Origin of the sequence: Micromonospora sp. WMMD712 (assembly GCF_029581295.1) — a bacterium.
In the GTDB taxonomy this organism is placed as follows: domain Bacteria; phylum Actinomycetota; class Actinomycetes; order Mycobacteriales; family Micromonosporaceae; genus Micromonospora; species Micromonospora carbonacea.
Window position 1 is genome coordinate 3554283 of record NZ_CP120743.1, and the last position, 24855, is coordinate 3579137.

At 75.4% G+C, this 24855-nt stretch carries 20 protein-coding genes; 5 read left to right on the plus strand and 15 right to left on the minus strand.

Annotation, left to right across the window (positions count from 1 at the left end; all coding sequences use genetic code 11):
- Positions 1–190 precede the first annotated feature (190 nt).
- The 5 genes from moeZ to O7633_RS15260 all read right to left on the minus strand — a co-directional run bounded on the left by moeZ (position 191) and on the right by O7633_RS15260 (position 6489).
- Positions 191–1372: an adenylyltransferase/sulfurtransferase MoeZ gene (moeZ, locus tag O7633_RS15240; RefSeq protein WP_074472834.1), complete on the minus strand. Its 1182-nt coding sequence runs from the start codon at positions 1370–1372 to the stop codon at positions 191–193.
- 106 nt (positions 1373–1478) lie between these two features.
- The gene (locus O7633_RS15245; RefSeq protein ID WP_282328252.1) at positions 1479–2393 is read right to left on the minus strand and encodes a DUF3152 domain-containing protein; all 915 of its coding nucleotides are present in this window, start codon (positions 2391–2393) and stop codon (positions 1479–1481) included.
- A gap of 175 nt (positions 2394–2568) precedes the next feature.
- The gene (locus tag O7633_RS15250; RefSeq protein ID WP_282328568.1) at positions 2569–3513 is read right to left on the minus strand and encodes a DUF3152 domain-containing protein; all 945 of its coding nucleotides are present in this window, start codon (positions 3511–3513) and stop codon (positions 2569–2571) included.
- Entirely contained in the window at positions 3510–4484 is a 975-nt protein-coding gene (locus O7633_RS15255) for an alpha/beta hydrolase (protein WP_278129450.1), read from the minus strand. The genes O7633_RS15250 and O7633_RS15255 overlap by 4 nt, the downstream gene beginning before the upstream one ends.
- Before the next feature lie 127 nt (positions 4485–4611).
- On the minus strand, positions 4612–6489 hold the full coding sequence (locus O7633_RS15260; protein WP_282328569.1) for a hypothetical protein: 1878 nt from the start codon (positions 6487–6489) through the stop codon (positions 4612–4614).
- A gap of 1155 nt (positions 6490–7644) precedes the next feature.
- On the opposite strand from O7633_RS15260, the gene O7633_RS15265 reads away from it, so the two are divergent.
- The 4 genes from O7633_RS15265 (at position 7645) to O7633_RS15280 (ending at position 11976) form a co-directional block, all read left to right on the plus strand.
- Entirely contained in the window at positions 7645–8283 is a 639-nt protein-coding gene (locus tag O7633_RS15265) for a TetR/AcrR family transcriptional regulator (RefSeq protein ID WP_074472473.1), read from the plus strand.
- Positions 8284–8348: 65 nt separating this feature from the next.
- Entirely contained in the window at positions 8349–8576 is a 228-nt protein-coding gene (locus O7633_RS15270) for a DUF3107 domain-containing protein (protein WP_007073114.1), read from the plus strand.
- Between the two features lie 384 nt (positions 8577–8960).
- The gene (locus tag O7633_RS15275) at positions 8961–10628 is read left to right on the plus strand and encodes a DEAD/DEAH box helicase (protein WP_282328253.1); all 1668 of its coding nucleotides are present in this window, start codon (positions 8961–8963) and stop codon (positions 10626–10628) included.
- A 196-nt stretch (positions 10629–10824) separates the two neighbouring features.
- Positions 10825–11976, plus strand: coding sequence for an SAM-dependent methyltransferase (locus O7633_RS15280; protein ID WP_282328254.1), 1152 nt, complete (start codon positions 10825–10827; stop codon positions 11974–11976).
- 32 nt (positions 11977–12008) lie between these two features.
- Here the strand turns inward: O7633_RS15280 and O7633_RS15285 are convergent, their stop codons facing one another.
- Positions 12009–12470, minus strand: coding sequence for a hypothetical protein (locus tag O7633_RS15285; RefSeq protein ID WP_282328255.1), 462 nt, complete (start codon positions 12468–12470; stop codon positions 12009–12011).
- A gap of 276 nt (positions 12471–12746) precedes the next feature.
- Between O7633_RS15285 and O7633_RS15290 the strand changes: the two genes are divergently transcribed.
- Entirely contained in the window at positions 12747–13163 is a 417-nt protein-coding gene (locus tag O7633_RS15290; RefSeq protein ID WP_282328256.1) for a helix-turn-helix domain-containing protein, read from the plus strand.
- A gap of 114 nt (positions 13164–13277) precedes the next feature.
- Here the strand turns inward: O7633_RS15290 and O7633_RS15295 are convergent, their stop codons facing one another.
- The 9 genes from O7633_RS15295 to O7633_RS15335 form a co-directional block, all read right to left on the minus strand.
- A complete protein-coding gene (locus O7633_RS15295; protein WP_282328257.1) occupies positions 13278–14234 on the minus strand; it encodes a hypothetical protein in 957 nt (318 codons plus the stop codon).
- A 165-nt stretch (positions 14235–14399) separates the two neighbouring features.
- Positions 14400–16565, minus strand: coding sequence for a DEAD/DEAH box helicase (locus O7633_RS15300; protein ID WP_282328258.1), 2166 nt, complete (start codon positions 16563–16565; stop codon positions 14400–14402).
- Between the two features lie 39 nt (positions 16566–16604).
- The gene (locus tag O7633_RS15305; protein WP_282328259.1) at positions 16605–17720 is read right to left on the minus strand and encodes a branched-chain amino acid ABC transporter permease; all 1116 of its coding nucleotides are present in this window, start codon (positions 17718–17720) and stop codon (positions 16605–16607) included.
- Entirely contained in the window at positions 17717–18607 is an 891-nt protein-coding gene (locus O7633_RS15310) for a branched-chain amino acid ABC transporter permease (protein ID WP_074472466.1), read from the minus strand. Before O7633_RS15310 ends, O7633_RS15305 begins: the two co-directional genes overlap by 4 nt.
- Positions 18604–19392, minus strand: coding sequence for an ABC transporter ATP-binding protein (locus O7633_RS15315; RefSeq protein WP_282328260.1), 789 nt, complete (start codon positions 19390–19392; stop codon positions 18604–18606). The genes O7633_RS15310 and O7633_RS15315 overlap by 4 nt, the downstream gene beginning before the upstream one ends.
- Entirely contained in the window at positions 19389–20132 is a 744-nt protein-coding gene (locus O7633_RS15320; RefSeq protein ID WP_178066483.1) for an ABC transporter ATP-binding protein, read from the minus strand. The genes O7633_RS15315 and O7633_RS15320 overlap by 4 nt, the downstream gene beginning before the upstream one ends.
- 3 nt (positions 20133–20135) lie before the next feature.
- Positions 20136–21341 (minus strand): substrate-binding domain-containing protein, encoded by a 1206-nt coding sequence (locus tag O7633_RS15325; RefSeq protein ID WP_282328261.1) that lies wholly within the window; start codon positions 21339–21341, stop codon positions 20136–20138.
- A 504-nt stretch (positions 21342–21845) separates the two neighbouring features.
- On the minus strand, positions 21846–23090 hold the full coding sequence (locus O7633_RS15330) for an IS256 family transposase (RefSeq protein ID WP_282323228.1): 1245 nt from the start codon (positions 23088–23090) through the stop codon (positions 21846–21848).
- Positions 23091–23612: 522 nt separating this feature from the next.
- Positions 23613–24773, minus strand: coding sequence for a glycerophosphodiester phosphodiesterase (locus tag O7633_RS15335; protein ID WP_282328262.1), 1161 nt, complete (start codon positions 24771–24773; stop codon positions 23613–23615).
- Positions 24774–24855 lie beyond the last annotated feature (82 nt).

Genomic DNA, 24855 nt, shown 5'->3' on the forward strand with positions numbered 1-24855 from the left:
TACCGACGCAGACGCGATCCCACCTCGGATGGTCGGCCGGGCGACACTGGGCGAGCAGGTGCCAACGGTGGGCGAGCAGATGTGAACGGTGGGCGCGCGGATGTGAGAAGGGGCCCCTTCTCTGCCGTAAGCGTTAAGAAGGGGCCCTTCCTTGCACCGCCAGCGCGGGCGGTGCCCGCGGTGGCCGCGGTCAGTACGCCGGCAGCGAGGGGTCGATCTGCTTGATCCAGGACAGGACGCCGCCCTGGACGTGCACCGCGTCGCGGAAGCCGGCCGCCTTGAGCGCGGCGAGCGCCTCGGCGGAGCGGACGCCGGACTTGCAGTGCAGCACGATCTGCTTGTCCTGCGGCAGCTTCGCCAGCGCCTCGCCGGAGATGATCTCGCCCTTGGGGATGAGCGTCGAGCCGGGGATCCGGACGATCTCGTACTCGGCGGGCTCGCGGACGTCGACGAGGAAGATGTCCTTGCCGGCGTCCTGCCACTCCTTCAGCTCGGCTGCGGTGATCGTCGCGTCGACCACCGCCTCCTGGGCCTCCTCGGAGACCGCGCCGCAGAAGTCCTCGTAGTCCTCCAGCAGGTCGGTGACCGTCGGGTTCTCGCCGCAGAGCACGCAGTTCGGGTCCTTCCGGACCTTGATCTTGCGGTAGCTCATCTCCAGGGCGTCGTAGACCATCAGCCGGCCGACCAGCGGCTCACCGATGCCGGCGAGCAGCTTGATCGCCTCGTTGACCTGGATCGAGCCGATCGACGCGCAGAGCACGCCGAGCACGCCGCCCTCGGCGCAGGAGGGGACCATGCCGGGCGGCGGGGGCTCCGGGTAGAGGCAGCGGTAGCAGGGGCCGTGCTCGGCCCAGAACACCGACGCCTGGCCGTCGAACCGGTAGATCGACCCCCAGACGTACGGCTTGCCGAGCAGCACCGCCGCGTCGTTGACCATGTAGCGGGTGGCGAAGTTGTCGGTGCCGTCGACGATCAGGTCGTAGCCGGAGAAGATCTCCCGCACGTTGTCCCGGTCCAGCGCCGTGTTGTGGATCTCCACGGTGACCAGCGGGTTGATCTCCCGGATCGACGCGGCGGCGGACTCGGCCTTGGACCGGCCGACGTCGGAGACGCCGTGGATGACCTGCCGCTGGAGGTTGGACTCGTCGACGGTGTCGAAGTCGATGATGCCGAGCGTCCCGACGCCCGCCGCGGCCAGGTAGAGCAGGGCCGGCGAGCCGAGACCGCCGGCGCCCACACAGAGCACCCGGGCGTTCTTCAGCCGCTTCTGCCCCTCGACCCCGACGTCGGGGATGATCAGGTGGCGCGAGTAGCGGCGGATCTCGTCAACGGTCAGCTCGGCGGCGGGCTCGACGAGCGGGGGCAACGACACGGTGGACTCCCCGGGATCGGCGTGGGTGACGAGCCATTGTCACTCGCCGGAGCGCCGGTCGGCCATGAGCAGGGACACCCGCCCGACATGCGGGAGCGGGAATATCTCAGGTGCCCGGGACCTGCTCCCCCGCGTACCGCCTGCCGTCGAGGTAGGGCCAGGGGTTCGCGACGCAGCCGTCGAGGCCGTACGTCTGCTGCTGCATCACCGGCGCGGGCTCGCCCGGCCCCGGGCACGCCTCGTGCAGCTCGCCGAGCTCGTGCCCGACCTCGTGGTTGACCACGTACGTGCGGTAGGCGTCCAGCGGGGCGCCGTAGTCCGGAACCGCCTCCATCCACCGGGCCAGGTTGATGATCACCTGACCGGGCAGGCGGCAGGAGGTGTACCGCTCGGTGCGCAGCCCGCCGAGCGCGCACATCCGCTCCGAGGTGACGGGGGTGGCCAGGTAGACGGTGAAGTCCACCTCGGGTGCGGAAACCCCGGAGACACCGGGGGCGGAGGGGTCGGAGGGGGCGAAGGGGGCGGCGGCGGCTTCCGGGCCGGCGGGGGCGGCGGGCCCGGCCACCCGTTGCAGCCGCACCTCGCCCGAGGCGGTCCAGCTGCGCGGGTCGCCCAGCGCCTCGTCGACCGCCTCGGCGAACGCGTCCGCGTCCTGGCCGGTGTCCCGCTCGACGAGCACCCGGTAGCGGCGCACCGGCCCGCCCGCGCCCCGGACCGGGGACCCGCCCGCGGCGGCGACGAACCGGCCGGGTCCGCTGGTCGGCCAGTCGCCCGACCGCCCCTGCTCGGCCCGACCGGCCTGGTCGGCCCGGTCGCCCGGCGCGGCCCCGACGCTGCGGTCGCCCGCGCCGGCCCCCGCCCCGCCGGGTTGCGCCGGCCCGGTCGGCGGCACCGCGCCGAGGACCAGGAGCACGGCGGCGGCGACGGCCACCAGGGCGGACAGGCCGCCGAGCGCCGTACGGGGCCCCGGCCGACCCGGCCGCCGGGGGCGGTACGCCCCGGACGGGGAGAGGGAAGTCACCCCGTCAGCCTGACAGACAAATCGCGCCCAACTGCGCTTTTGCCGCTAGCAGTGCGAGAAGCCCTCGCCTTTCCCGGCGCGCCCCGCCCCGGCCGCAGCGACGGGAGCCGCCCCGGTCACCGCGGCGGGCCCCCCATCACCGTGGCAGGCCCCGGTCACCGTGGCAGGCCCCCGGTCACAGCGGCGGGCCGGCGTAGCGGCGGCCGTCCCGGTACGGCCACGGGTTCGCCACGCAGCCCTTGAGGAAGAGGGTCTGCTGCATCATCACCGGCGCCGGCCGGCCCGGCTTCGGGCAGCGCTCGTGGCCGTGGCCCAACTGGTGCCCGACCTCGTGGTTCACCACGTACGTCCGGTAGACCGCCAGCGGCACCCCGGCCGCGACGAAGTGCGGCACCGACAGCCGCCACCGGTCCAGATTGATGATCACCTTGCCGGGCGCGCGGCAGGAGGTGTAGGGCCGCCCGCCCACCCGGATGTCGACCCCGCCGGCCGCGCACATCCGCGCCGCCGTGCCGGCCGTGGCCAGGTAGACCGTGAAGTCGTGCCGGGCCGTGCCGGGCACCCGTTGCAGCCGCAGCCGGCCGCTGTCCACCCAGCTTCCCGGCCCCGCCAGCGCCTCCTGCACCGCCGTGCCGAAGTCGCCCGCGTCCTCGCCCGCCTCCCGTTCCACCGCCACCCGGTAGCGGCGCAGCGCGCCGGCCGCGCCGAGCACCGCGCCGGGACGGTCGTCGTACCGGAAGCCGCCCCCGCCGGCCGACGGCACGGGGCCCGGGATCCGCAGCACCGGGGACGCCCCGGGGGCCGGCGGGGCGCCGGGGTCGACGGGCGGGGAGCCGCCGAACGCCGCCGCCGAAGGGCCGCCGGGGCCCGGCGACGCCGGGGCCGGGGCCGCGCCGCCCGGCGGGGCCGGTGTGCGGGCGGCCTGGTCCACGGCCAGCGCCTCGACCTCGGTCGGGGGCCCGCCGCCGGTCGGGGGCCGGGCCGTCAGCAGGACCGCGCCGGCCAGGACGCACCCGGCGAGGGCGGCGGCCGACAGCAGGGCCCACCGGCGGGCGGGCGGGGCTGCGGGGGAATTCGGGCGGGAAGCGCGACGAGGCAGGAATCCGGGCATCCCGGTCAGGATGCCACGTCACGGACCGTCACGGGGTTCGCCACTTCGTCGAGCAGACCGAGCACCGCGCGGGCCACCGTGCGGGGCACCTCCAGCTGGGCCACGTGCCCGACGCCGCGCAGCATCAGCAGCCGGCTGTCCGGGATCACCCGGGCGGCCTGCGGGGCCACCCGCACGTCGACCAGCCGGTCCTCGGACCCGCCGATCACCAGCGTCGGCACCCGCACCGCCGCCGCGAGCCGCCACAGCGACTCCGGCCCCCGCAGGTACGAACGCAGGAAGCTGGAGACCAGGCCGCGGAAGGTGCGCACGTACACGGAGGCGTAGTGCGCGGCCTGGTAGCGCAGCAGGATCTCCTCCAACGCCTCCCGCCGGCGCTGCTCGCTGATCCGGGTCAGGTCGGCCACGCAGGACTCCAGCACCTGCTGCGCCATCACCTCCGGATCCAGCCGGGCCAGTTGCCAGCCGACGAGCCGCTCCCCGCGCGGGACGGCCAGCAGCGGCAGCATCCGGCCCTGCAACGAGCGGCGGAAGTCCAGGAAGGGCAGCGCCGGGGAGATCAGGGTCAGCGTGCGTACCAGGTCCGGGCGCAGCGCGGCGACCCGCACCGAGATCGCCCCGCCCAGCGAGTTGCCGAGCAGGTGCACCGGCCCCCGGCCGGAGTGCTCGATCCAGCGGACCACGTGCTCGGCGAACGCGGGGACGGTGTAGCGCCGGCTCGGCTCGCTGTGCCCGAATCCCGGCAGGTCGATGGCCTGGCCGTCGAGCCGGTCGGCGAGCAGCCCGGCCAGGTCGGTCCAGTTCTGCGACGACCCGCCGAGGCCGTGGACGTAGAGCGCCGGCTCCGCCCCGGCGGCGGTGGCCGGGGTGTCCCGGACGTGGGTGACGGTGCCGTCGAGGCGTACCTCCCGACCGGGCCACGGCGGCGGGGTGCCGTGCGGGGGCAGGTGGTGGTCCGGCCCGAGGATGGCGGCTTTCATGGCACCAAGTCTGCCCGCGCCCGCCGCGTCCCGCCCGCGTTGCGCCCACCGGCCGGCGACGGTCACGCCGGACCGCCGGTCGGCCCCGCACCGGGAGCCGCCCGTCGGGCGCGCCCGGCCCGGCGGCTCACGCGAGCAGCGCCTCCAGGCGGCGGTTGACGGCCGCCAGGGTGGCCCGGACGACGGCCTGCCGGGGGTCGCCGGCCACCAGCGCCGAGCCGGCGAGCTGCTCGACCCAGCCGTCGCAGACCAGCAGCACCACGACCGTGGCCACCTCGCAGTTGCCGAACGGCACCACCGCCGCGTGCTCGACGAAGCACCGGCCCCGGTCGGGCTCCTGCTCGCCGCCGCGCAGCAGCTGGTCCACCGCCGCCGCGGCGGCGACGGCGCAGAGCCGCAGCACGTAGCCGTCGACGGCGGGCCCGGTCGCGTACCCGGATGCGGTCTCCCGGTCGGCGAGGAGGCGGACCTCGACGTTCGCGTCGAGGCCGAACGTGCTCACCTGGACGTGGTCGATCACCACGCGGGGCCCCGGCGCGCCGCCGGTGTCCAGCGGTCGCGAGGGCGCGGTCTCCGTCGTGGTCATCTGCCCACCGGAGTACGAGGAGCCGAGCGTCGCCGGGCTGCCGGTCGCGAGCCCGGCGGGGGCGGCGCTGACCTGGCCCGGCTCCTCCACGGCGGCCCGGCCCCGGTGCGTGGTCGCCTGGCGACGCCGGCGCGGCGGCTCCCCCGCCGGGTCGGCCCGGCGGTCGAGCCGGGGCGGCGGCGCGTCGGCGGACGGTCGGCCCTCCGGCAGCCGGCCGGCGGCCCGGGGGTCGGCGGGCCGCCGCTCGGGGGGCCGGGGGGCCGCGCCCCGCAGGTCGGGGCGCGCCTCGGCGGAGCGGCGACGCACGGGCGGGGGCGGGACGCCCGGTGGCCCCGCAGCGTCCTGCGGAGCGGCGGCCAGCCCCATCCGATCCTGGAGCAGACGGGCCACCTGGCGGCTCACCTCGGCGGGGTCAGCGCCGTCGGCGAGGTCGAGCCGCAGGCTGTGCGCGCCGGCCGGGGTGCGGCGCAGGGCCGCGTCCCGCACCCCGGCGACACCGCGCACGGCGTCGAGGATGGCGTTGACGTCGAACCCCTCGGGCCGCTCCTGCGGCGGGGCGGGCTCGTCGTCGCGACGAAGGTGGGTGGCGATGCGGGCGAGCTCCGGGGTCTCTGCGGGGGGCTCCACGGCTGGCGGCTCCGGCACGACGGGCACGTCCGGTTCGGCGGGGACGCGCTGCGGCAGCACCGCCGTGGGGTCCGGCTGCCGGCCCCCGTCGGCCGGGGCGGCCGGGTTCACCGGGTCGGGTGCGGATCGGCGGGCCGCGTACGGGGGTGCGCTCGCCGGGGCGGGCGCGGGCGGGGTGCGGACCAGCCGGCCGATCCCGCTCGTGGCGGGCACGGCGGTCGGTCCGGCACCGGTGGCGGTGGCGGTCGGCGGTCGGCCGGGTGCGTCGGTGGGCGGGGCGTCCTCGGGGACCGGACGGAGCCGGAAGGGCCGGGCGGCGGCCCGGGCCTCGGCCGGGTCGACGGCTGCGGCGGACGAGGTCCCGGGCCCGCCGGCGGGCGGGGCGGACGCCGGGTGGGCACCGGCCCAGGCGGGGCGCTCGGCCGGCTCCGGGGCGGGTCGGGTCGTCGGCTCGGACCCGGCACGCGGCTCGGACCCGGCACGCGGCTCGGACCCGGGACGGGGCACCTCGTACGGCCGGACCGGCTCGGCGCGGACCGGCTGGTACGGCCGGACCGGCTCGGCGCGGACCGGCTCGTAGGGCCGGGTCGACTCGGCGGCGTAGGGGTGGACCGGCTCCGGCGGGTGGCCCCGACCGGCCGGGGGGGCCCAGTCGGCCGCCCGGCCCTCGCGCGACGGCGGACCGGCCTGCTCGGCCTCCGCGCGCGCCGGGCCGTTCGGCTCGGCCTCCGCGCGGGCCCGACGCCCGGCCAGCTCGTCCACGCCGGCCCGACGCCCGGCCAGCTCGTCCACGCCGGCGCGGCGGTCGGCGGTGTCCTCGTCGGCGCGCAGGCGACGCCCGGCCGGTTCGTCGTCGCGGGACCGGCGGGCGGGCTCGTCTTCGTCGTCGCGCAGGCGGCGGGCGGCAGGCTCGCCCTGGTCGCGGGACCACGGCGGCGCCCACCCCCCGCCCCAGCTCGGGCGGTTCCAGTCGGGGCCGGCCCAGCCCGGCGGGGGCGGCGCGGCGGTCTCGTCGCGCCCCCGGTCGGGCTCGCCGGGATAGCCGCCACGACCCGGCTCGCCGGGCCGGCCGCCACGACCGGGCTCGGCCGCCGGGTAGCCGCGCGGGTCGTCGTCCTCGGGCGGGAACCGGTGGGCCCAGTCGTACGGCCCGCCGGCGGTCGCGCCGTGATCGGGGGCGGCGCGGTCGGCGGGGAAGCCGCGCGCCGAGTCGAAGCCGGGGTCGGCCGGTGGGGCCTGGCCGGCGGGGGGCGCGGACGCCGGGGCGTCGTCGTCCGGCCAGTGACCCAGGCGGGAGGCCGGCTGGTCGTCGGAGGAGTGCCGGGCGGCGGGGTCGGGGTCGCCGCCGCGCGCCGGGGCCGACCGCTCCAGGGCGGAGGCCGGGCGCTGCGCGGGGACGGCCAGCCGGTCGTCGTCGGCCTCCCAGCCGGCGCCCTCGGCGTGCGGCGGCGCGCTGACCGGCGTGGGGCGGCCCGGGCGCGACTCGTCGCCGGGGTGGCTCACGCCGTTGACGTGCGGGTGGCCGTTGACCCGGGTCGCGGGCTCGCCCCGGGTCGCCGGGCCGGGCAGGGGGGCCGGCAGGTCGCCGTGGCGGGGCGACGAGGCGCCCCAGCCGGACGCCGGCTCGGCGCGGCCCCAGCCGGACGACGCCTCCCGCGACGCGCCGGCGTCGCCGCCACCGGACCAGCCGGTCGCCGAGGGCGCCCACCCGCTGACGGAACGGGCGAGGTCGTCCTGCTGACCCGTGCCGTCGCCGTGCTCTCCCGGGGTGGCGGCACCGGGTTGCCCTGCTTCACTCACCGCGCGCTCCTTGGTCGCCCCCGCTGAGGCTACCGTGTGGTGACAGTGGCGATAAGTTACAGCGGCGGGCCAATTCCGCGCGGGGTTCGTCGACCCCGACCGGTTCGGGCGATATGCCGGCTCGTACGACCAGTTTCGGAGGTTCCCATGACGGCTGTGGGGAACGGTGCCCAGACCGCCGGCCGGCCCACGCGTTTGCCCCGCTCCGCGCGGCGCAAGCAGCTGCTCGCGGCGGCGCAGGAGGTGTTCGTCGCGCAGGGCTACCACGCCGCCGCGATGGACGACATCGCCGAGCGGGCGGGGGTTTCCAAGCCGGTGCTCTACCAGCACTTCCCGGGCAAGATGGAGCTCTACCTGGCGCTGCTGGACACGCACTGTGACGCGATCGTGGCGAAGGTGCACGACGCGATGCGGGGCACCAACGACAACAAGGAACGCGTCGGCGCGTCGGTCCGCGCCTACTTCGACTTCGTCGACCACGAGAGCGAGGCGTTCCGCCTGGTCTTCGAGTCCGACCTGCGCAACGACCCGGCCGTGCGGCAGCGGGTGGAGCGGGTGGAGCAGGGCTGCATCGCCGCGATCACCGACACGATCATCTCCGACACGGGGGTGAGCCGGGCGCACGCCGAGCTGCTCGCCTCCGGCCTGGTCGGCGCGGCGGAGACGGCGGCGCAGTTCTGGCTGGCCGGGGGCCGGCAGGTGCCGAAGGCCGAGGCCGAGGCGCTCGTGGCGGCGCTGTCCTGGCGGGGCATCGCCAGCTTCCCGTTGCAGGGTGAGTCAGCCTGAACATCCGGCCGTGAGATCGGATAGCCTTCCCACGGCGGCTTTTTCGCCCCAGTTGAGGAGGCACCGTGGAGGTCAAGATCGGCGTGCAGTACGCGCCGCGCGAGCTGGTTCTGGAGAGCGCGCAGTCGCCGGCCGAGATCGAGCAGATCGTGACCGACGCCTTCGCGAAGGACGAGGGGACGCTCTCCCTGACCGACGAGAAGGGCCGGCGGGTCATCGTGCCGGTCAACAAGGTCGCCTACGTCGAGATCGCCGAGGCGTCGCCCCGGGCGGTCGGTTTCACCGTCCGCTGAGCTCCCTGCGGGAGACCGGCGGCCAGAGGCGCTGGCCGGCCCGACCGCGCAGGTCGGCCGGCCGGGCCCGCCCACCCCGCCCCGAACGCGGCGCAACGGGGCGCAATCGGGTGGCATTCATGTGACCCAGGTCACAATCACCGACCCCAATTGTGGGTACCCTGCCCTGAACAGGGACGACACCGGGGCGGCTCAGGTAGTATGGGGCAGTTGCCGTGGGCGCTGATCCGGCGAAGGGTCGATCCGACCCGAAGCCCTGCACCACGGCGCGCGTGCGGCCCGGTCCGGCTCGGCGATCTCGCCCCCGACCGTGTGGCCCGCGCACTACCGTCCGCGCCCTGAGGACCTGAGGGGCGCACCACGAGAGGGCACCCCCAAATCCATATGAGCGATCAGATCTTCGATCCCACAGCCGGCCAGGAGCTGGCACCGACCGCCCCGGTCCGCCCGGAGGCACCCACCTTCGCCGAGCTCGGCGCCCGGCCGGAGACCGTCGAGGCGCTGGCCGCGGCCGGCATCACCCGCGCCTTCGCCATCCAGGAGTACGCGATCCCGATCGCGCTGCGCGGCGTCGACATGATCGGCCAGGCGCCGACCGGCACCGGCAAGACCCTCGGCTTCGGCGTGCCGCTGCTGGAGCGCGTCTTCGCCCCGGCCGAGGGCGGCGACGGCGTGCCGCAGGCCCTCGTCGTCGTCCCCACCCGCGAGCTGGGCATCCAGGTCGCCAAGGACCTGGCCGCCGCCGGGCGCACCCGGGGCGTCCGGGTGCTGCCGATCTACGGCGGCGTGGCGTACGAGCCGCAGATCGACGCGCTGCGCAAGGGCGTCGAGATCCTGGTCGGCACGCCGGGCCGGCTGATGGACCTGCAGAAGCAGAAGCACCTGCGCCTCGACCGGGTGCGCGCGCTGGTGCTCGACGAGGCCGACCGGATGCTCGACCTGGGCTTCCTCGACGACGTCGAGAAGATCCTCGCGATGCTGCCGGAGGACCGGCAGACGATGCTCTTCTCGGCCACCATGCCGGACCCGATCGTCACCCTGTCCCGGCGCTTCCTGCGCCAGCCGATGACGATCCACGCCGGGCACACCGCCGAGACCGGGCCGTCGCCGCAGACCGAGCAGCTGGTCTACCGCACCCACTCGATGAACAAGATCGAGATCGTGGCCCGCATCCTCCAGGCGGAGGGGCGCGGCCTCACCATGATCTTCACCCGCACCAAGCGGGCCGCCGACCGGGTCGCCGAGGATCTCGACTTCCGCGGCTTCGCCGTGGCCGCCGTGCACGGCGACCTGGGCCAGGGCGCCCGGGAGCGGGCGCTACGCGCGTTCCGGGCCGGCAAGATCGACATCCTGGTCGCCACCGACGTGGCCGCCCGGGGCCTGGACGTCAGCGGCGTCACCCACGTCATCAACTACGACTGCCCCGAGGACCAGGACACCTACACCCACCGGATCGGCCGCACCGGCCGGGCCGGCGCCACGGGCGTCGCGGTGACCTTCGTCGACTGGGACGACATGCCCCGCTGGCGGATCATCGACAAGACGCTCGGGCTGGAGATGCCGGAGCCCCCGGAGACGTACCACACGTCGCCGCACCTCTACACCGACCTGGCCATCTCCCGCGACGTCACCGGCACCCTGCCGACGGCGGAGCGGACCCGGGCCGGGCTGTCCGCGGAGGTCGAGGAGGACCTCGGCGGCCGGTCCCGGCGCGGCGAGTCCGGCGGCCGGAGCCCCCGGCGCGGCGAGCGGGGCGAGTCCCGTGGGCGCGGCGAGCGCCGCCGGGGCCGGCCCGACGGCGACGCCGCCGATGGTCCGGCCGAGCAGGCCGCCGAGGGCGAGGCCCGCACCCCGCGCCGCCGGCGTCGCCGCCGGGCCGGCGAGGTCGTGGCCGGCGAGCCGACCGCGGTGGTCGCCGCCGAGCCGTCCGGCACCGAGCCCGCCGCCGCTGCGGCGGCGGCCGACGGCGACCCGGCCAAGCCCCGCCGCCGCCGACGCCGCCGGGGTGGCGGTTCCGGCCCGGGTACGCCCGCCGAGGCGACCGCCGACTGACCCACGCGCGACCGTCGACATCCCCCGCCCGGCCCCGCCGGAGCGGGGGATGTCGCGTTCCGGAGCAGGCCGACCGGGCGGGGCGGCTCGGCACACCCCGCGTCCCGCCGAGGGCCGCCACTCGACGTCCCGCCCAGGGGCCGCCGAGGGCACCGCCCGCCGCGTGCGGGACGATCCCGGCGAGGAAGATGGAGAGATGCCCGAACCCCTGGACGCCGCCCTGACCGAGGTCCGGGCCCTGTTGCTCGACCCCGCGCTGACCCGGGCCGTCGCCGCCGGCCGCCGCAAGGGGCACCGCCCCTCGGTGGTCCGCGCCGAGCTGCGCCCCGTCGCCCTCAAGGCGGGCCCGAGGTTGCAGATCGCCACCTCCGACGGGGCCCGCCCGTACACCCGCAACCTCGCGCCCGGCGCGGAGGCCGGCGCGGCCGTGGACGCCCTGCTGGCCGAGCCGTTCGGCAACTGGCACGTGGAGACGACCGACGTGACGCTCCAGCTCCGGGTGACCAAGTCCGGCGAGGCGCAGGTGCACCGGGCCGCCGCCGCCCGGCCCGCCGCCGAGCCGGTCGGGCACGACCGGGCCAAGGAGTGGCTGCTCGACCCGGGCGACGCGATCTTCGCCGAGATCGGCGGATCGGCGGCCAAGCGCCGACAGGTGGACGCGTTCCTGCGGGCGCTGGCCGCCACGCTGCCGGACGGCCTCACCGGGCCGCTGCGCGTGGTCGACCTGGGCTGCGGCAACGCGTACCTGACCTTCGCCGCGTACCGGTATCTCGACCAGCGGGGGCTGGACGTGCGGCTGGTCGGCGTCGACGTGCGGGAGGACCAGCGGCAACGCAACACCGAGCTGGCCGGGCGGCTCGGCTGGGCCGACCGGGTGACCTTCGTGGCCGGCACGATCGCCGACGCGGCGGTCGACCCCGCTCCCGACCTGGTGCTGGCCCTGCACGCCTGCGACACCGCCACCGACGAGGCGCTGGCCCGGGCGGTGCGTTGGGACGCCCGCTGGGTGCTCGCCGCGCCGTGCTGCCACCACGACCTCGCCGCCCAGCTACGGGCCCGGTCGGCCCCGGCCCCGTACGACCTGCTGACCCGGCAGGGCATCCTGCGCGAGCGCTTCGCGGACGTGCTGACCGACTCGCTGCGGGCCGCGCTGCTGCGGCTGCACGGGTACCGGACCGAGGTGGTCGAGTTCGTCGACTCCCGGCACACGCCCCGCAACCTGCTGATCCGGGCGCGGCGGGCAGGCGGGCCGCCGACCGCCGAGCAGCGCGCCGAATACCGGGCGCTGGTCGACCAGTGGCAGGTGACCCCGCGCCTGGAGGCGCTGCTCGCCACGCCGACCGGCTGACCCCGCCCGGGGTCGCTCTCGCGCCGGTCCGCTCAGCGGCGGCGGTCGCCGCTGCCGTCCCGGTCCCGCCCCTGGGCCCGCTCGTTGCCGGCGCTGCGGTCGAAGGCCGAGAACCGGTCGCCGCGCCCCCGGCCGCCCGGCCGCTCGATGTCCGGCGACAAGGTCGGGAACGGCACCACCTTCGCCGGGGTCTCCGCGTTGCCGGCGGCGGCGAAGGCGTTCCAGGAGATGTCGACCAGCAGCCGCTTGAGCTCGGCGTGCCGCACCGCCGCGTTGCGTTGCAGGGCCAGGCGCACGCCGAGCACCACGCCGACCAGCGTCGTGGTGACCGCGCCCGTGGCGGCCAGGACGTGTGCCCCGGTCACCCGCTCGGCGTGCGACACCAGGACGAGCAGCCAGCACCAGAAGCCGGCGGCGAACACGCCGGCCTTGGCGACGAAGAAGAGACTCACCGCACCCGGACGGTGCGGCACCGGACGGCTCGGCTCGCTCATGCTGCTCCTCATCGGCGGTCACCCACGGCCACGGGCGGTAGGCGGATGAGCATCGAGCTTAGTTGACGTACGGCAATCAGCCGCAGCGACCGATACGCTTCCCGTGGGAACGTTCCCATTCGGCGGGAAAGAACATGAGTGATATTCGCAGGTAGCCGCCCCGGGAAGGCACCGATCGGGACGAAGGGGGCGAGCAAACGCTTGCTTCCGTCATCTGTGGGACTACCCTCAGGGGGCACCGCCCGGTGCTCCGGCCCGAAGGAAGACCGCGCAGGAATGGCTCCGCCAGAGGTTTCCCCGCAGATGGCGTTCGCGCGTTTCGTGCGACGCGCCATCGACGACGCCCGCGAGGAACGGGGCTGGACCGTCAGCGACCTGGCGTCGCACACCGGGGTGGGCCGGTCCACCGTCTTTCGCTGGCTCGCCGGCGACTGGCAGGACTACCCCGAGCTGGCGAAGGTGCGCGGCTTCTGCGCCGCGCTCGACCTGCCCGTGACGGCGGCCTTCCGGGCCCTCGGGCTGCCCGACTCGGGGCCCGTCCCCCGGCGACGCGGCGACGAGGGGCCGGTCGAGGCCGACGTCCGGGTCATCCTCCAGCGGCTGGCCGACCCGGCCGTGCCGGCCGAGGAGAAGCACCACATCCGCGACCTGCTCCGCTACCTGGCCCGCCGCCCGGTCCGCCGCGCCGGCTGAACCGCCCCGGCTGAGCCGCCCGGCCTTCGCCCCGGCTGAACCGCCCCGGGGCCGTGGCGGGTCCTCCGACCGTGGCGGGTCCTCCGACCGTGGCGGGCCACTCAGCCCTGCGGGTCAGGGCACGGTCAGGGTGAACTCGGCCGTCCGCACCACGCCGGCCACCTGGAAGTCGAGGAAGAGCCGGTAACGGCCCGGCCCCGGCACGGTCACCTGGAAGCTCACCCCCGCCGTCGGCGGCCCCGCCTCCGGGTGCACGTGCAGGTAGCCCAGGTCGCCCTCGCGCAACGCCACCAGGTGCCCGTACGCGCCCAGGTAGCGCTCCAGCGGCGCGGCGGTGCCGTCGGCGGCGCGCACCTCGAACCGCAGCGGCCGGGTGACGCCGATCCCGGGCTCGCCGGACCAGCTCACCGCGAAGCCGTCCACGGTCGCGGCGCGGGCCGCCGCCGGCAGCGGCCGGGGAGCGTACTCCCCCGGGACGGCCAGGTCGGTGCCCAGCGTCCGGGCGCTCTGCCCGCCGTCGTCGGTGACCAGCGTGAAGTCGGCGTACGCCCGCCAGACGCCCGGCTGCGGCAGGGTCAGCGGGACCGACCAGGTGCCGTCCGGGGCCATCGTCGGGTGCAGGTGCTGGTAGCCGGTGAGGTCGCGGCGCACCACGATCATGTGCATCGGCTTGTCGTGCACGACCGCGAAGCGGGTCACCGGCCGCCCCTCGGCGTCCCGGATCTGGAACCGGAACTCGCCGGCCCGCCCGGCCGCGAGGTCGGCCGCCAGCGGGGTCAGCGTCCAGCCGCCGGAGCTGACCGCGAGGCCCCCGACGCCCGTCGGGTCGCTCCCGTCGGCGGTGCCGCCGTGGTCGTGCTCCCCGGTGCCGGGCGCGTGCGTGTGGTCCGCGCCGGCCGGCGTCGACGCGTAGCCGCCGGCTGCCGGGGGCGGGTTGAGCCGACCGAGGCCGAACCCGAGCAGGACCGCGAGCACCAGCCCGCCGACGACCGACGCGAGCCGCAGCGTGCCCCGGTCGACCAGCGCCCCGGGCTGCTGCGGCTCCCCGCCGTCGGGAAGCTGCTCGGTCATGCGGCCCACCGTACCGCCGGGGCCCGCCCGGCCTGGTCAGCGACGGCGCGGCGTGGCACTGGTCGCAATCCGCCGCCCCCGGGAACTTTCGTTTGCAGGGGCCCCCTGTACAACAGAATGCGTTAACAGGGGGCCCTTCCTTGCACCCTTGCACCCTTGCACCCGTCAGCCGGCGACGGCCAGCGCCAGGGGGAGCACGTCGGGCGCGCCGGCCCGGCGCAGCAGCCGGGCCACCATCGTCAGCGTCCAGCCCGTGTCGACCAGGTCGTCGACGAGCAGCACCGGCCCGTCCAGCCCGGCGAGCGTGTCGGCCAGCCCGTCCGGCAGGGCGAAGGCGTCGTGCAGCGCGCGTACCCGCTGGGCGCTGTTGCCGCGCGGGCCGTCCGGGCCGGCGGCGCCCGTGGGCACGACCGCGCCGAGCAGCGGCAGCCGGCCCACCGCGGCGATCCGCTCCGCGAGCGAGCCGACCAGCTCCGGCCGCCGCCGGGAGCCGACCGCGACCACGCCCACCGGGCGGCGCGGCCACGGGTCGTCGCCGTGCGCCCACGCCTTGAGCACCTCGACGACCGCGCCGGCCACGTCGTCGGGGACCGGCCGGTCGGCCACGCCGGGGCCGACCAGCTCCCGCAGCCGGCCGCCCCAGCCCAGGTCGGACAGCCGCCCCACGGCCCGCCCGGCCAGCGCCTGCTCCGCCGGGGGGATCCGGCCCTTCAGGGGTACGCCCACCGCGTCCAGCCCCGTCGGCCACAGCTTCTTCGGCGGGACGTCCACGCCGGGGCGGCCGAGGAACCCCTGGGCCGCGCCCAGCGCCGGCGAGGACACGTCGGCGGTGAACAGCGGGCCCGCGCACCGGTCGCACCGGCCGCAGTCGCCGGCCCCGGCGTCGTCGAGGCACTCCCGCAGGTACCGCAGGCGGCAGCCGGGCGTCGTCGCGTACTCGCGCATGGCCCGCTGCTCGGCGGTGCGCGCCTCGGCGACGCGGCGCAACCGGGCCCCGTCGTAGACCCAGGGCTCGCCCGTGGCGAGCCAGCCGCCGCGCACCCGGCGGACCGCACCGTCCACGTCGAGGACCTTGAGCATCAGTTCGAGGCGGGCCCGGCGCAGGTCGACGATCGGTTCGAGGGCCTGGGTGGACAGCGGCCGGTCGGTGTGCAGGGCGGCCAGCACGGCGCGCACCTGCTCCTCGGGCGGGAACGCGAGCGAGGCGAAGTAGCGCCAGATGGCCGCGTCCTCCGCGCCGGGCAGCAGCAGCACCTCGGCGTGCTCGACGGCGCGCCCGGCGCGGCCGACCTGCTGGTAGTACGCGATCGGCGACGGCGGCGCGCCGAGGTGCACCACGAACCCGAGGTCGGGCTTGTCGAAGCCCATGCCCAGCGCCGACGTGGCCACCAGCGCCTTGATCTTGTTGTCGAGCAGGTCCTGCTCGGCGGCCCGCCGGTCGGCGTCCTCGGCCTGGCCGGTGTAGGAGGCGACCGGGTAGCCCCGGGAGCGCAGGAACTCGGCGGTCTCGCCGGCCGCCGCCACGGTCAGCGTGTAGACGATCCCGGAGCCGGGCAGTTGGTCCAGGTGGTCGGCGAGCCAGCCGAGCCGGTGCGCGGGGCTGGGCAGGTCGAGCACCCCGAGGCGCAGGGACTCCCGGTCCAGCGTGCCGCGCAGCACCAGCGCGTCGCCGAGCTGCTCGGCGACGTCGGCGGTGACGCGGGCGTTCGCGGTGGCCGTGGTGGCGAGCACCGGCGTACGCTCCGGCAGGTTCGCCAGGAACGTGCGCAGCCGCCGGTAGTCGGGCCGGAAGTCGTGCCCCCAGTCGGAGACGCAGTGCGCCTCGTCGACGACGAGCAGCCCGGTGGTCGCGGCCAGCCGAGGCAGCACCGCGTCCCGGAAGTCGGGGTTGTTGAGCCGCTCGGGGCTGATCAGCAGCACGTCCACCGCGCCGTCGTGGATCTCGGCGGTGACCGCGTCCCACTCGTCGAGGTTGGCCGAGTTGATGGTGCGGGCCCGGATGCCGGCGCGGGCGGCGGCCTCCACCTGGTTGCGCATGAGCGCCAGCAGCGGCGACACGATCACCGTCGGCCCGACGCCGGCGGCCCCGGAGCCGGCGGGCTTCGGGTCGGCGGGTGGGCCCGCCCCGTCGCGGTCGCGCAGCAGGGCGGTGGCCACGAAGTAGACCGCCGACTTGCCCCACCCGGTGCGCTGCACGCAGAGCACCCGACGCCGGTCGACCACCAGCGCCTCGATGGCCCGCCACTGGTCCTCCCGCAGCCGGGCGTGCTCCCCTGCCAACCGGCGCAGCACCGCCTCGGCCCGCTCCCGTACCCGCCCCTGCTGATCCACCCCCCATTCCTACCAGCCCCCACCCCCCGCCCCCGTCGATCAAGGGGTGCGGCGGGCGGGCAGGTGGCGGGCCAGCGGGCCGAGGCGGGAGCGGAGGCTGGCCAGGCCGCCGGGGAAGAAGTAGACGGCCAGGATGAACACGGTGCCCAGCACGAACAGCGGCTGGCTCAGGGGACGGCTCAGGAACGCCGGCAGCGCCTCCACGGCGTCGCTGCTGCCGAACGCGGTGAGCCGGTGGTCCAGGTACATGTAGCCGACGCCGCCGAGCACCGGCCCCCAGCGGGTGCCGGGCCCGCCGAGCACCACCATCACCAGCAGCGACAGGGTCAGCTCGCTGGAGGTGACGTGCGGCGACGCGCCGCCGACGATCAGGCAGTAGACCACTCCCCCGCCGGCCGCGAGCCCGCCGGCCAGGGTGAACGCGACCAGCTTGAACCGGTACGGGTCGAGCCCGAGCACCCCGATCCGCCGCTCGTCGTCGCGCAGCCCGGCGAGCACCCGCCCGGTCGGCGACCCGGACACCCGGTGCACGACGAGGACCACCAGGGCCAGGTACGCCAGCGCCAGCCAGTACAGGTTGACGGTGTTGGCCACCCCGACCAGCCCGGCGGGCAGCCCGAACACGTCCAGCGGCAGCCCCTCCTCGCCGCCGGTGAGCCCGCCGAAGTCCCGGGCCACCAGGATCGCCCCCACCTGCGCGAAGGCGAGGGTGACCATGGCGAACGCGATCCCGGCCGTCCGCAGCGCCACCGCGCCGAGCAGCCCGGCGAGGACCGTCGCGCCGGTGACCGTGAGCAGCGCGGCCTGCCACAGCGGCAGCCCGGCCCGGGTGACGAGGACGTCGGTGCCGTACACGCCGGCGGCGAAGTAGAGGGCGTGCCCGAAGGAGAGCATCCCGGTGCGCCCGAACAGCAGGTCGTAGCCGGCGGCGAGGCCGCCGAAGACCAGGCAGACGGCGAGCAGTTGCAGGGTGCCGGGCGAGTTCAGCGGCCCCTCGAAGACCCCGGGCAGCTCCAGCGTCGAGTACGGCAGGACCGCCGCCACGGCCAGCGCCACCAGCGGCAGGTACGGTCGCAGCCCGGGCCAGCCCCGCCGGTGCGGGGTCAGCTCGTCCGGCACCCGCGCCGGGGGCGCCTCGACCATCGAGTCGGTCATGCGTGAGCCACCTTTCCGGCGATGCCCTGGGGGCGCAGCAGCAGCACCACGGCCAGCAGCGCGACGACGCACAGGTCGCCGACGCCGGACGCGCCGTAGTAGTTGACGAACTGTTGCAGCAGGCCGACGGCGACGGCCGCGTACGCGGAGCCGACGACGGAGCCCATGCCGCCGATCACCACCACGATGAACGCGAAGATCAGCAGCGAGCCGCCCTGGCCGGGCGAGACGGTGCCGAAGTAGACGCCGCCGAGCGCGCCGGCCAGCGCGGCGGCGGCCCCGCCGATGGCGAAGACCAGGGTGAACGCCTTGCGCACGTCGATGCCCAGCGCGGTGACCATCTCCCGGTTCTCCACGCCGGCCCGGATGATCAGCCCGTACCGGGTCCAGCGCAGGAACGCCAGCAGCGCCCCCAGCACCACGGCGGCGGCGACGATCAGCAGCAGCCCGCCGTTGGGCACCTGCGCGCCGAGGATCCCGGTGACCTGTCGGGTCCACTGCGGGCGGGGGAACGGCCGGGCGTCCGCGCCCCAGGTGGCCTGGAGCAGCGCCACCCCGGCCAGCGACAGGCCGACGGTGACGAGCACCTGCTCGATGGTGCGCGAGTAGAGCGGCCGGATCAGCACCAGCTCGACCAGCACGGCAACTGCCGTGCCGGCGGCCACCCCGAAGGCGACGGCGAACACGAAGCCGAGGCCCTCGCCGCCGGCACCGGGCAGGTTGCCCGCCGCCCACCACGTCCCGTACGCGCCGACGCCGAGGAACAGCCCGTGGGCGAAGTTGAGCACGTCGGCGAGGCCGAAGACCAGCGACAGCCCGGACGCGACGAGGAAGTACAGCGCCGCCAGGCCGAGCCCGGTCAGCGTCAGCAGCACGATCGTGTTCACGCAGCGCCACCTTCCGTTCGCGGCTGCGGGGCGCGCAGGCCCGGCTCGCTCCTCGCGCTCACCGGCACCTCGCCCGAGCCCACGCCGAGCAGGGAGCGGGTCAGCTCCGCCGAGCCCAGCAGCTCGCCCGCGCCGCCGGCCCAGGCGACCCGGCCCGCGGAGAGCACCACCGCGTCGGTGGCGAGCCGGCGGACCACGGCGAGGTTCTGCTCGACCAGCAGCACCGGCACCGTCTCCGCGACGCGTTCCAGCACCTCGGCCACCTCGGTCACCACCTTCGGCGCCAGCCCCTTCGTCGGCTCGTCGACCAGCAGCAGCCGGTTGTCGTTCAGCAGCACCCGGCCGATCGCGAGCATCTGCTGCTGCCCGCCGGAGAGCGAGCCGGCCCGTTGCCGTCCGCGCCGGTCCAGCTCCGGAAAGAGCGCGAACACCCGGTCGTACGCCGGGGTGGCGCCCCGCCGCTCGGCGAGCCGCAGGTTCTCGGCGACGGTGAGCCCGGCGAACACGTCGCGGTCCTCCGGCACGTAGCCGAGCCCGGCGCGGACGAGCCGGTGGGTGGGGCGGCCGAGCAGCTCCCGCCCGCCCGTCCGCACGGTGCCGCCCGCCTCGCCGCCCCGGGGCGTGAGCCCCAGGACGGCACGCAGGGTGGTGGTCTTGCCGACGCCGTTGCGCCCGAGCAGCACGGTCACGCCGGTCGGCGCGACGGTGAACGACACCCCCTGGAGGATGTGCAGCCCAGCGATGCGCACCGACAGGTCCGCGACGGTCAGGATCGGTTCCGTCACAGCGACTCCCCCAGGTACGCCTCCTGGACGGTGGCGTCGGCCATCACGGTCTCCGGGGTGTCGCAGGCCAGCAGCGCGCCGTGGTGCATCACGGCGATCCGGTCGGCCAGTTCGAGGATCACGTCCATGTGGTGTTCCACCATGAGCACGGACCGGCCGCTGTCGCCGGTCAGCGACCGGATCACCGCGACCAGCTCGGGCACGTCCTCGGCGCTGACGCCGGCCATCGGCTCGTCGAGCAGCATCACCCGGGGCTCCCCGGCGAGCAGCAGGGCGATCTCCAGCTTGCGCTTCTCGCCGTGGGCGAGGGTCCCGGCGAGCGCCGTACCCCGGTGGTGCAGGCCGACCCGGTCGAGCGCCGCGTCGGCGGCGGCGGCCACCCCCCGGTCGGCCGCCGCCCGCCGCCACAGCTTCATCGAGCCACCCCGGTGCGCCTGTACGGCGAGCCGCACGTTCTCCCGCACGGTCAGCGACCCGAACACCGACGACGACTGGAACGTACGCCCCAGTCCGCGCCGGGCCCGCCGGTGCGGCGGGAGGGCGGTGACGTCCTCGCCGTCGAGCAGCACCTGGCCGGCCGTCGGCGGACGCAGACCGGTGATCAGGTTGAACAGGGACGTCTTGCCGGCGCCGTTCGGCCCGATCACGCCGAGGAACTCGCCCGGCGCCAGGTCGAGGTGCACGCCGTCGACGATGGCGACCTCACCGATCCGCCAGGTCAGGGCGCGGGTGGCGAGCACGGGTCAGCCCTTCATCTGGCCGACCGGCGGCGCGGTCTCGTCGCCGGTCAGGCTCTTCTGCGCGGTCGCCGTGTACGCGCTGCCGCTGCCGGCCAGCTTCGCCTGGAACATCGGCTGGAGCAGGGCGTGGTCCTCGGCGCGGATCGTCATCGTGCCCTTGACGCCCTCGAAGCTCCAGCCCTCCAGGCCGGCGATCATCTTGTCCACGTCGTCGCCGCCCTGCTCGACCGCGCGCACGACCATCTGGGCGGCGGCGAAGCCGTCGGGGTGGAACAGGTCGAGGGTGCCGCCGGGGACCTTCGCCTTGGCGGCCTTCGCGGCCTCGGTGTCGGCGGCCCCGTCGAACCAGTGCGACAGGAAGGAGATCTTGGCACCGGCCGCGCCGAACGTCGGCCAGGACGCGCGGATGTCCAGCCCGGTGACGACCGTGGTCGAGGAGAGCACGCCCTGCTGGTCGAGGGTCTGCCACATGGCGGGGGCGGTGGTGCCCGCCCAGGCGACGAAGAGCAGGTCGGGCTTCGCGGACTTGATCTGGCTGGCGAACGGCGTGAACTCGGTGGCGCTGGCCGGCGCGCGGACGCTGCTCACCCTGGCCCCGGCACCGCCGATGACGGCCTTCACGGCGGCCTCGTTGGCGTCGCCGAACGCGCCGTCCTGGGCGAACACGACGACCTTCTTGCCGGTCGGGTCGCCGATGAACGACCTCGCGGTCACCACGTCCTGGTAGGACTGCCGCCCCGAGCGGAACGTGTACCGGTTCGCCCCGGTCACGGCGTCGGTGGCGGCCGGGCCGGAGATGAACAGGACCTTGTTCTGGGCGGCGATCGGGGCCACCTGGAGCGCCACGCCCGACGAGGTCGAGCCGGCGATGATCTTCGTGCCCTTGCCGATCAGGTCCTTGGCCGCCGACACCGCCTTCGCCGGGTCGCCCGCGTCGTCGACCTCGGTGACCTCGATGGTCCGGTCGCCGACCTTGCCGGTGCCCCCGGTGGCATGGTCGAGCCCGGCCCGGAACCCCTCGATGTACTGCTTGCCGTAGCTGGCCAGCGCTCCCGACTGGGAGTAGACCAGGCCGACCTTCACCGGGGCGGCACCGTCACCGCCGCCGGAGGCGGTGTCCTGCGGGCTGCCACAGGCCGTGGCGGCGAGCGCCGCGGCCATCATCGTGGCGGCGGAGAGGAACACCCGCCGCGTCGTCCGGACCGTCATTGCGACTCCACGTGAGGACTCGGAGGAAGTTAACGTCATGTGTCGGATCACGCTAGAAGTGACGTCACCCACGAGCCATGTGGCGGAAACACATAAGTAGCGGTGAATGGGTGGCCCGCCGGGACAGTCACGCGGCGGTAGTACGGCAGCCCCGCACCTGCCGGGGCCGCTTTCCGCACCGGCCCGCCGGCCGGTGTGTCGCCACCCGCCACCGCCACCTACCACCCGCCGGCTGGCGGCTGGCGGCTGGCGGCTGGCGGCTGGCGGCTGGCGGCTGGCGGCTGGCGACGATGATCGACTCCATGTCGGGGAGCTGGGCCCGTCCTGCCTCGCGGATACCCCCACCTGCCCGACATCACGGGCCGCGCGCCTGGGCTCGGGGTCGTTTCTCGCCGGCTAGGGAGCTGATGTCGCAGATGACTCGGCACCGAGCCGCCCGCCGTTCGCCGGGTCACGTCCGCGCTGGTGGTGTAAGAGACGGCCATCGCGTGATCCGGTCTGATGCTATGCGGCGATCGGGGTGGGGTCGGGTTGGTCGGTGTCGTGTTGGCTGGTGTCGACGGTGATCAGGCGGGCTTTGGCCAGTAGTTCCAGGCCCATGTAGCGGCGTCCTTCGGTCCATTCATCGGTCTGCTCGGCCAGGACAGCACCGACGAGGCGGATGATCGCCGCCCGGTTCGGGAAGATCCCGACGACGTCGGTGCGCCGGCGGATCTCTTTGTTCAGGCGCTCTTGCGGGTTGTTCGACCAGATCTGACGCCAGATCTCGCGCGGGAAACTGGTGAACGCCAGGAGGTCGTCGCGGGCGGCGTCGAGGTGCTCGGCCGCGGTGGGGAACTTCGCTTCGATCGTCGCCACGACCCGCTGGAACTGGGCTCGGACGGCGTCGGCATCAGGCTGGTCGAAGATCGTGCGCACAAGGGTCGCGATCCACGGCTGCGCCGACTTCGGCACCTTCGTGAGCAGGTTGCGCAGGTAGTGGGTGCGGCATCGTTGCCAGGTGGTGCCGGGCAGGGCTGCGCCGATCGCGGCGACGAGGCCGCGGTGGGCGTCGGAGATGACCAGTTGGACGCCGGAGAGTCCGCGGGCGGTCAGGGATCGCAGGAACGCCAGCCAGCCGGCGCCGTCCTCGTCCGAGGCGACGTCGACGCCGAGGACTTCACGCTGGCCGTCGGCGTTGACCCCGACCGCGACCAGGGCGTGGACGTTGACGGTCCGGCCGTGTTCGCGGACCTTCATGGTCAGCGCGTCCATCCACACAAACGTGTAGTGCGCGGCGTCCAGGGGCCGGTTGCGGAACGCCTCGACCTGGGCGTCGAGGTGGGCGGCCATCTCCGAGACCTGCGACTTCGACAGCTGCCGGATCCCGAGCTGCTCGACCAGCTTCTCCACCCGCCGCGTCGAGACCCCGAGCAGATAACTCGTGGCCACCACCGAGACCAGGGCCTGCTCGGCCCGTCGCCGATGCGTCAGCAGCCAGTCGGGGAAGTAGCTGCCCTGACGGAGCTTGGGGATCGCCAGGTCGATCGTTCCGGCGCGGGTGTCCCACTCCCGAGGCCGGTAGCCGTTGCGCGAGTTGACCCGCTCGTCGCTGCGTTGCCCGTAGCCGGCGCCGCAGATGGCATCCGCCTCGGCGGACATCACCGCCTGCGCGAACGTGCGGATCATCGCCTGCAACACATCCGGCGACGCGCCCTCAATCTGCTCGCGCAGCAGGTCAACAGGGTTCACACTCTTTGAAGCGGCCATCGCGCTCTCTCTTCCTTCTCTGACTTGGTCGTCTTGAAGGATCGACGCGATGGCCGTCTCTCATCTACGCAACACGCCCATCACGGGCAAGTCGTACACCACTCCCGTGGACGCAACCGTTCGCGCCGCGGGCTGCGCGACCCGGGTCGGACAGGTCTGCCGAGGCTGCGCGACCGGGTCGTCTGCCGGACCGGCAGGTGACAGGTGCAGTCACGCGGCCCGACCAGGCCGCGCCCGGAACGTGGCGGTGCGGGCCCGATCCAGTTACGACATCAGCTCCCTAGCCGGAACATGGCGGTGCGGGGCCCGATCCATCTACGACATCAGCTCGCTAGTCGGCAGAACAGGGGCCGCGCCGCCAGGCGGCGCACCTACCCAGCCGCAGCACGCCCAACCAGCGCAGCGCAACCAGCGCAGCGCAACCAGCCACCCAGCCGCAGCACGCCCACACAGCCGCGGCTGTGCCCAGCCAGCGCGGCCCGCCCCCGGTGGAGGGGACGGGCCGTGGTCGGGCGAGGTCGGTCAGTGGCGGGGCAGGCCGGCTCGGGCGGCGACGGCGGTGTCCGGCTGGTCGGCGAAGACGCCGTCCAGGCCGAGGCCGTAGAACAGCTCGTACTCGGCGGTGATGTCGCCGCGGGCGTTCGGGTCGGCGCCGATGCGGAAGTCGGCCGGCAGGAACTGGTTCTCGGCCCGGAACGTCCAGGCGTGCACCACCAGCTTCAGCCGGTGGGCGTCCCGGACCAGGGCGGTGGGGGCGAGCAGCCTGCCGGCGGCGTCCCGGGGGACGATGAGGTTCTTGTTCGCGCCGACGCCGTCGGCGTACCCGGCGATCCACTTCAGGCCGGAGGCGGTGGCCAGGTCGGCGTAGGTGCGGGGGTCGCCGGCGAGGGTGAAGTCGTAGGGGCGGCCCGACGCGTCGAGGAGCTGGGCCAGCTTCACGTCGGTCAGCTTGGCCAGCTTGCGCAGGTTGGCCGTCTCGAACGACTGGATGATCACCGGGTCGTTGCGGTGGGTGAGCTTGTTCGCCTTGAGCACGGCGACGAGGCGCTCCTCCAGCGGCAGCCCGATGGAGGCGAAGTAGCTCGGGTGCTTGGTCTCGGGGTAGACGCCGATGGTGCGGCCCCGGGACCTGCTCTCGGTGCGGGCCAGGTCGATGACCTCCTGGAGGGTGGGCACCGGGAACCTGCCGTCGAACGCGGTGTTGGCGACCCGCACCTGGGGCAGCCGCTCCTTGGCCCGCAGCGTCCTCAGCTCGGCGAGGGTGAAGTCCTCGGTGAACCAGCCGGTCACCGGCACCCCGTCGATGGTCTTCGTGGCCTTCCGGGCGGCGAACTCGGGGTGGGCCGCCACGTCGGTCGTACCGGAGATCTCGTTCTCGTGCCGGGCGACGAGCTGGCCGTCCTTCGTCGGGACCAGGTCCGGCTCGATGTAGTCGGCGCCCATCCGGATCGCCAGCCGGTAGGCCTCCAGGGTGTGCTCGGGCCGGTAGCCGCTCGCGCCCCGGTGGCCGATGACCAGCGGCCGGTCGGCGGCCCGGGACCCGTCTGCGGCGGCCGGCGGGGCGGCGTCCGGGGCGGCGCCGGGGGCGGCCTCCGGCTTCGCCGAGGCGCTCAGGGCGGGCACCGCCACGGCCGCCGCGAGCAGCGCGCCGGCCAGGCCGAGGGCGGAAAGGGTACGTCGCAACGCCGTCTCCTGTCGTCGAGGGATCGCGCCCAGCAGACCGGGGGCGGTTGGCCGGTAGATGGCCGTTTCGGCACCGGCGGTC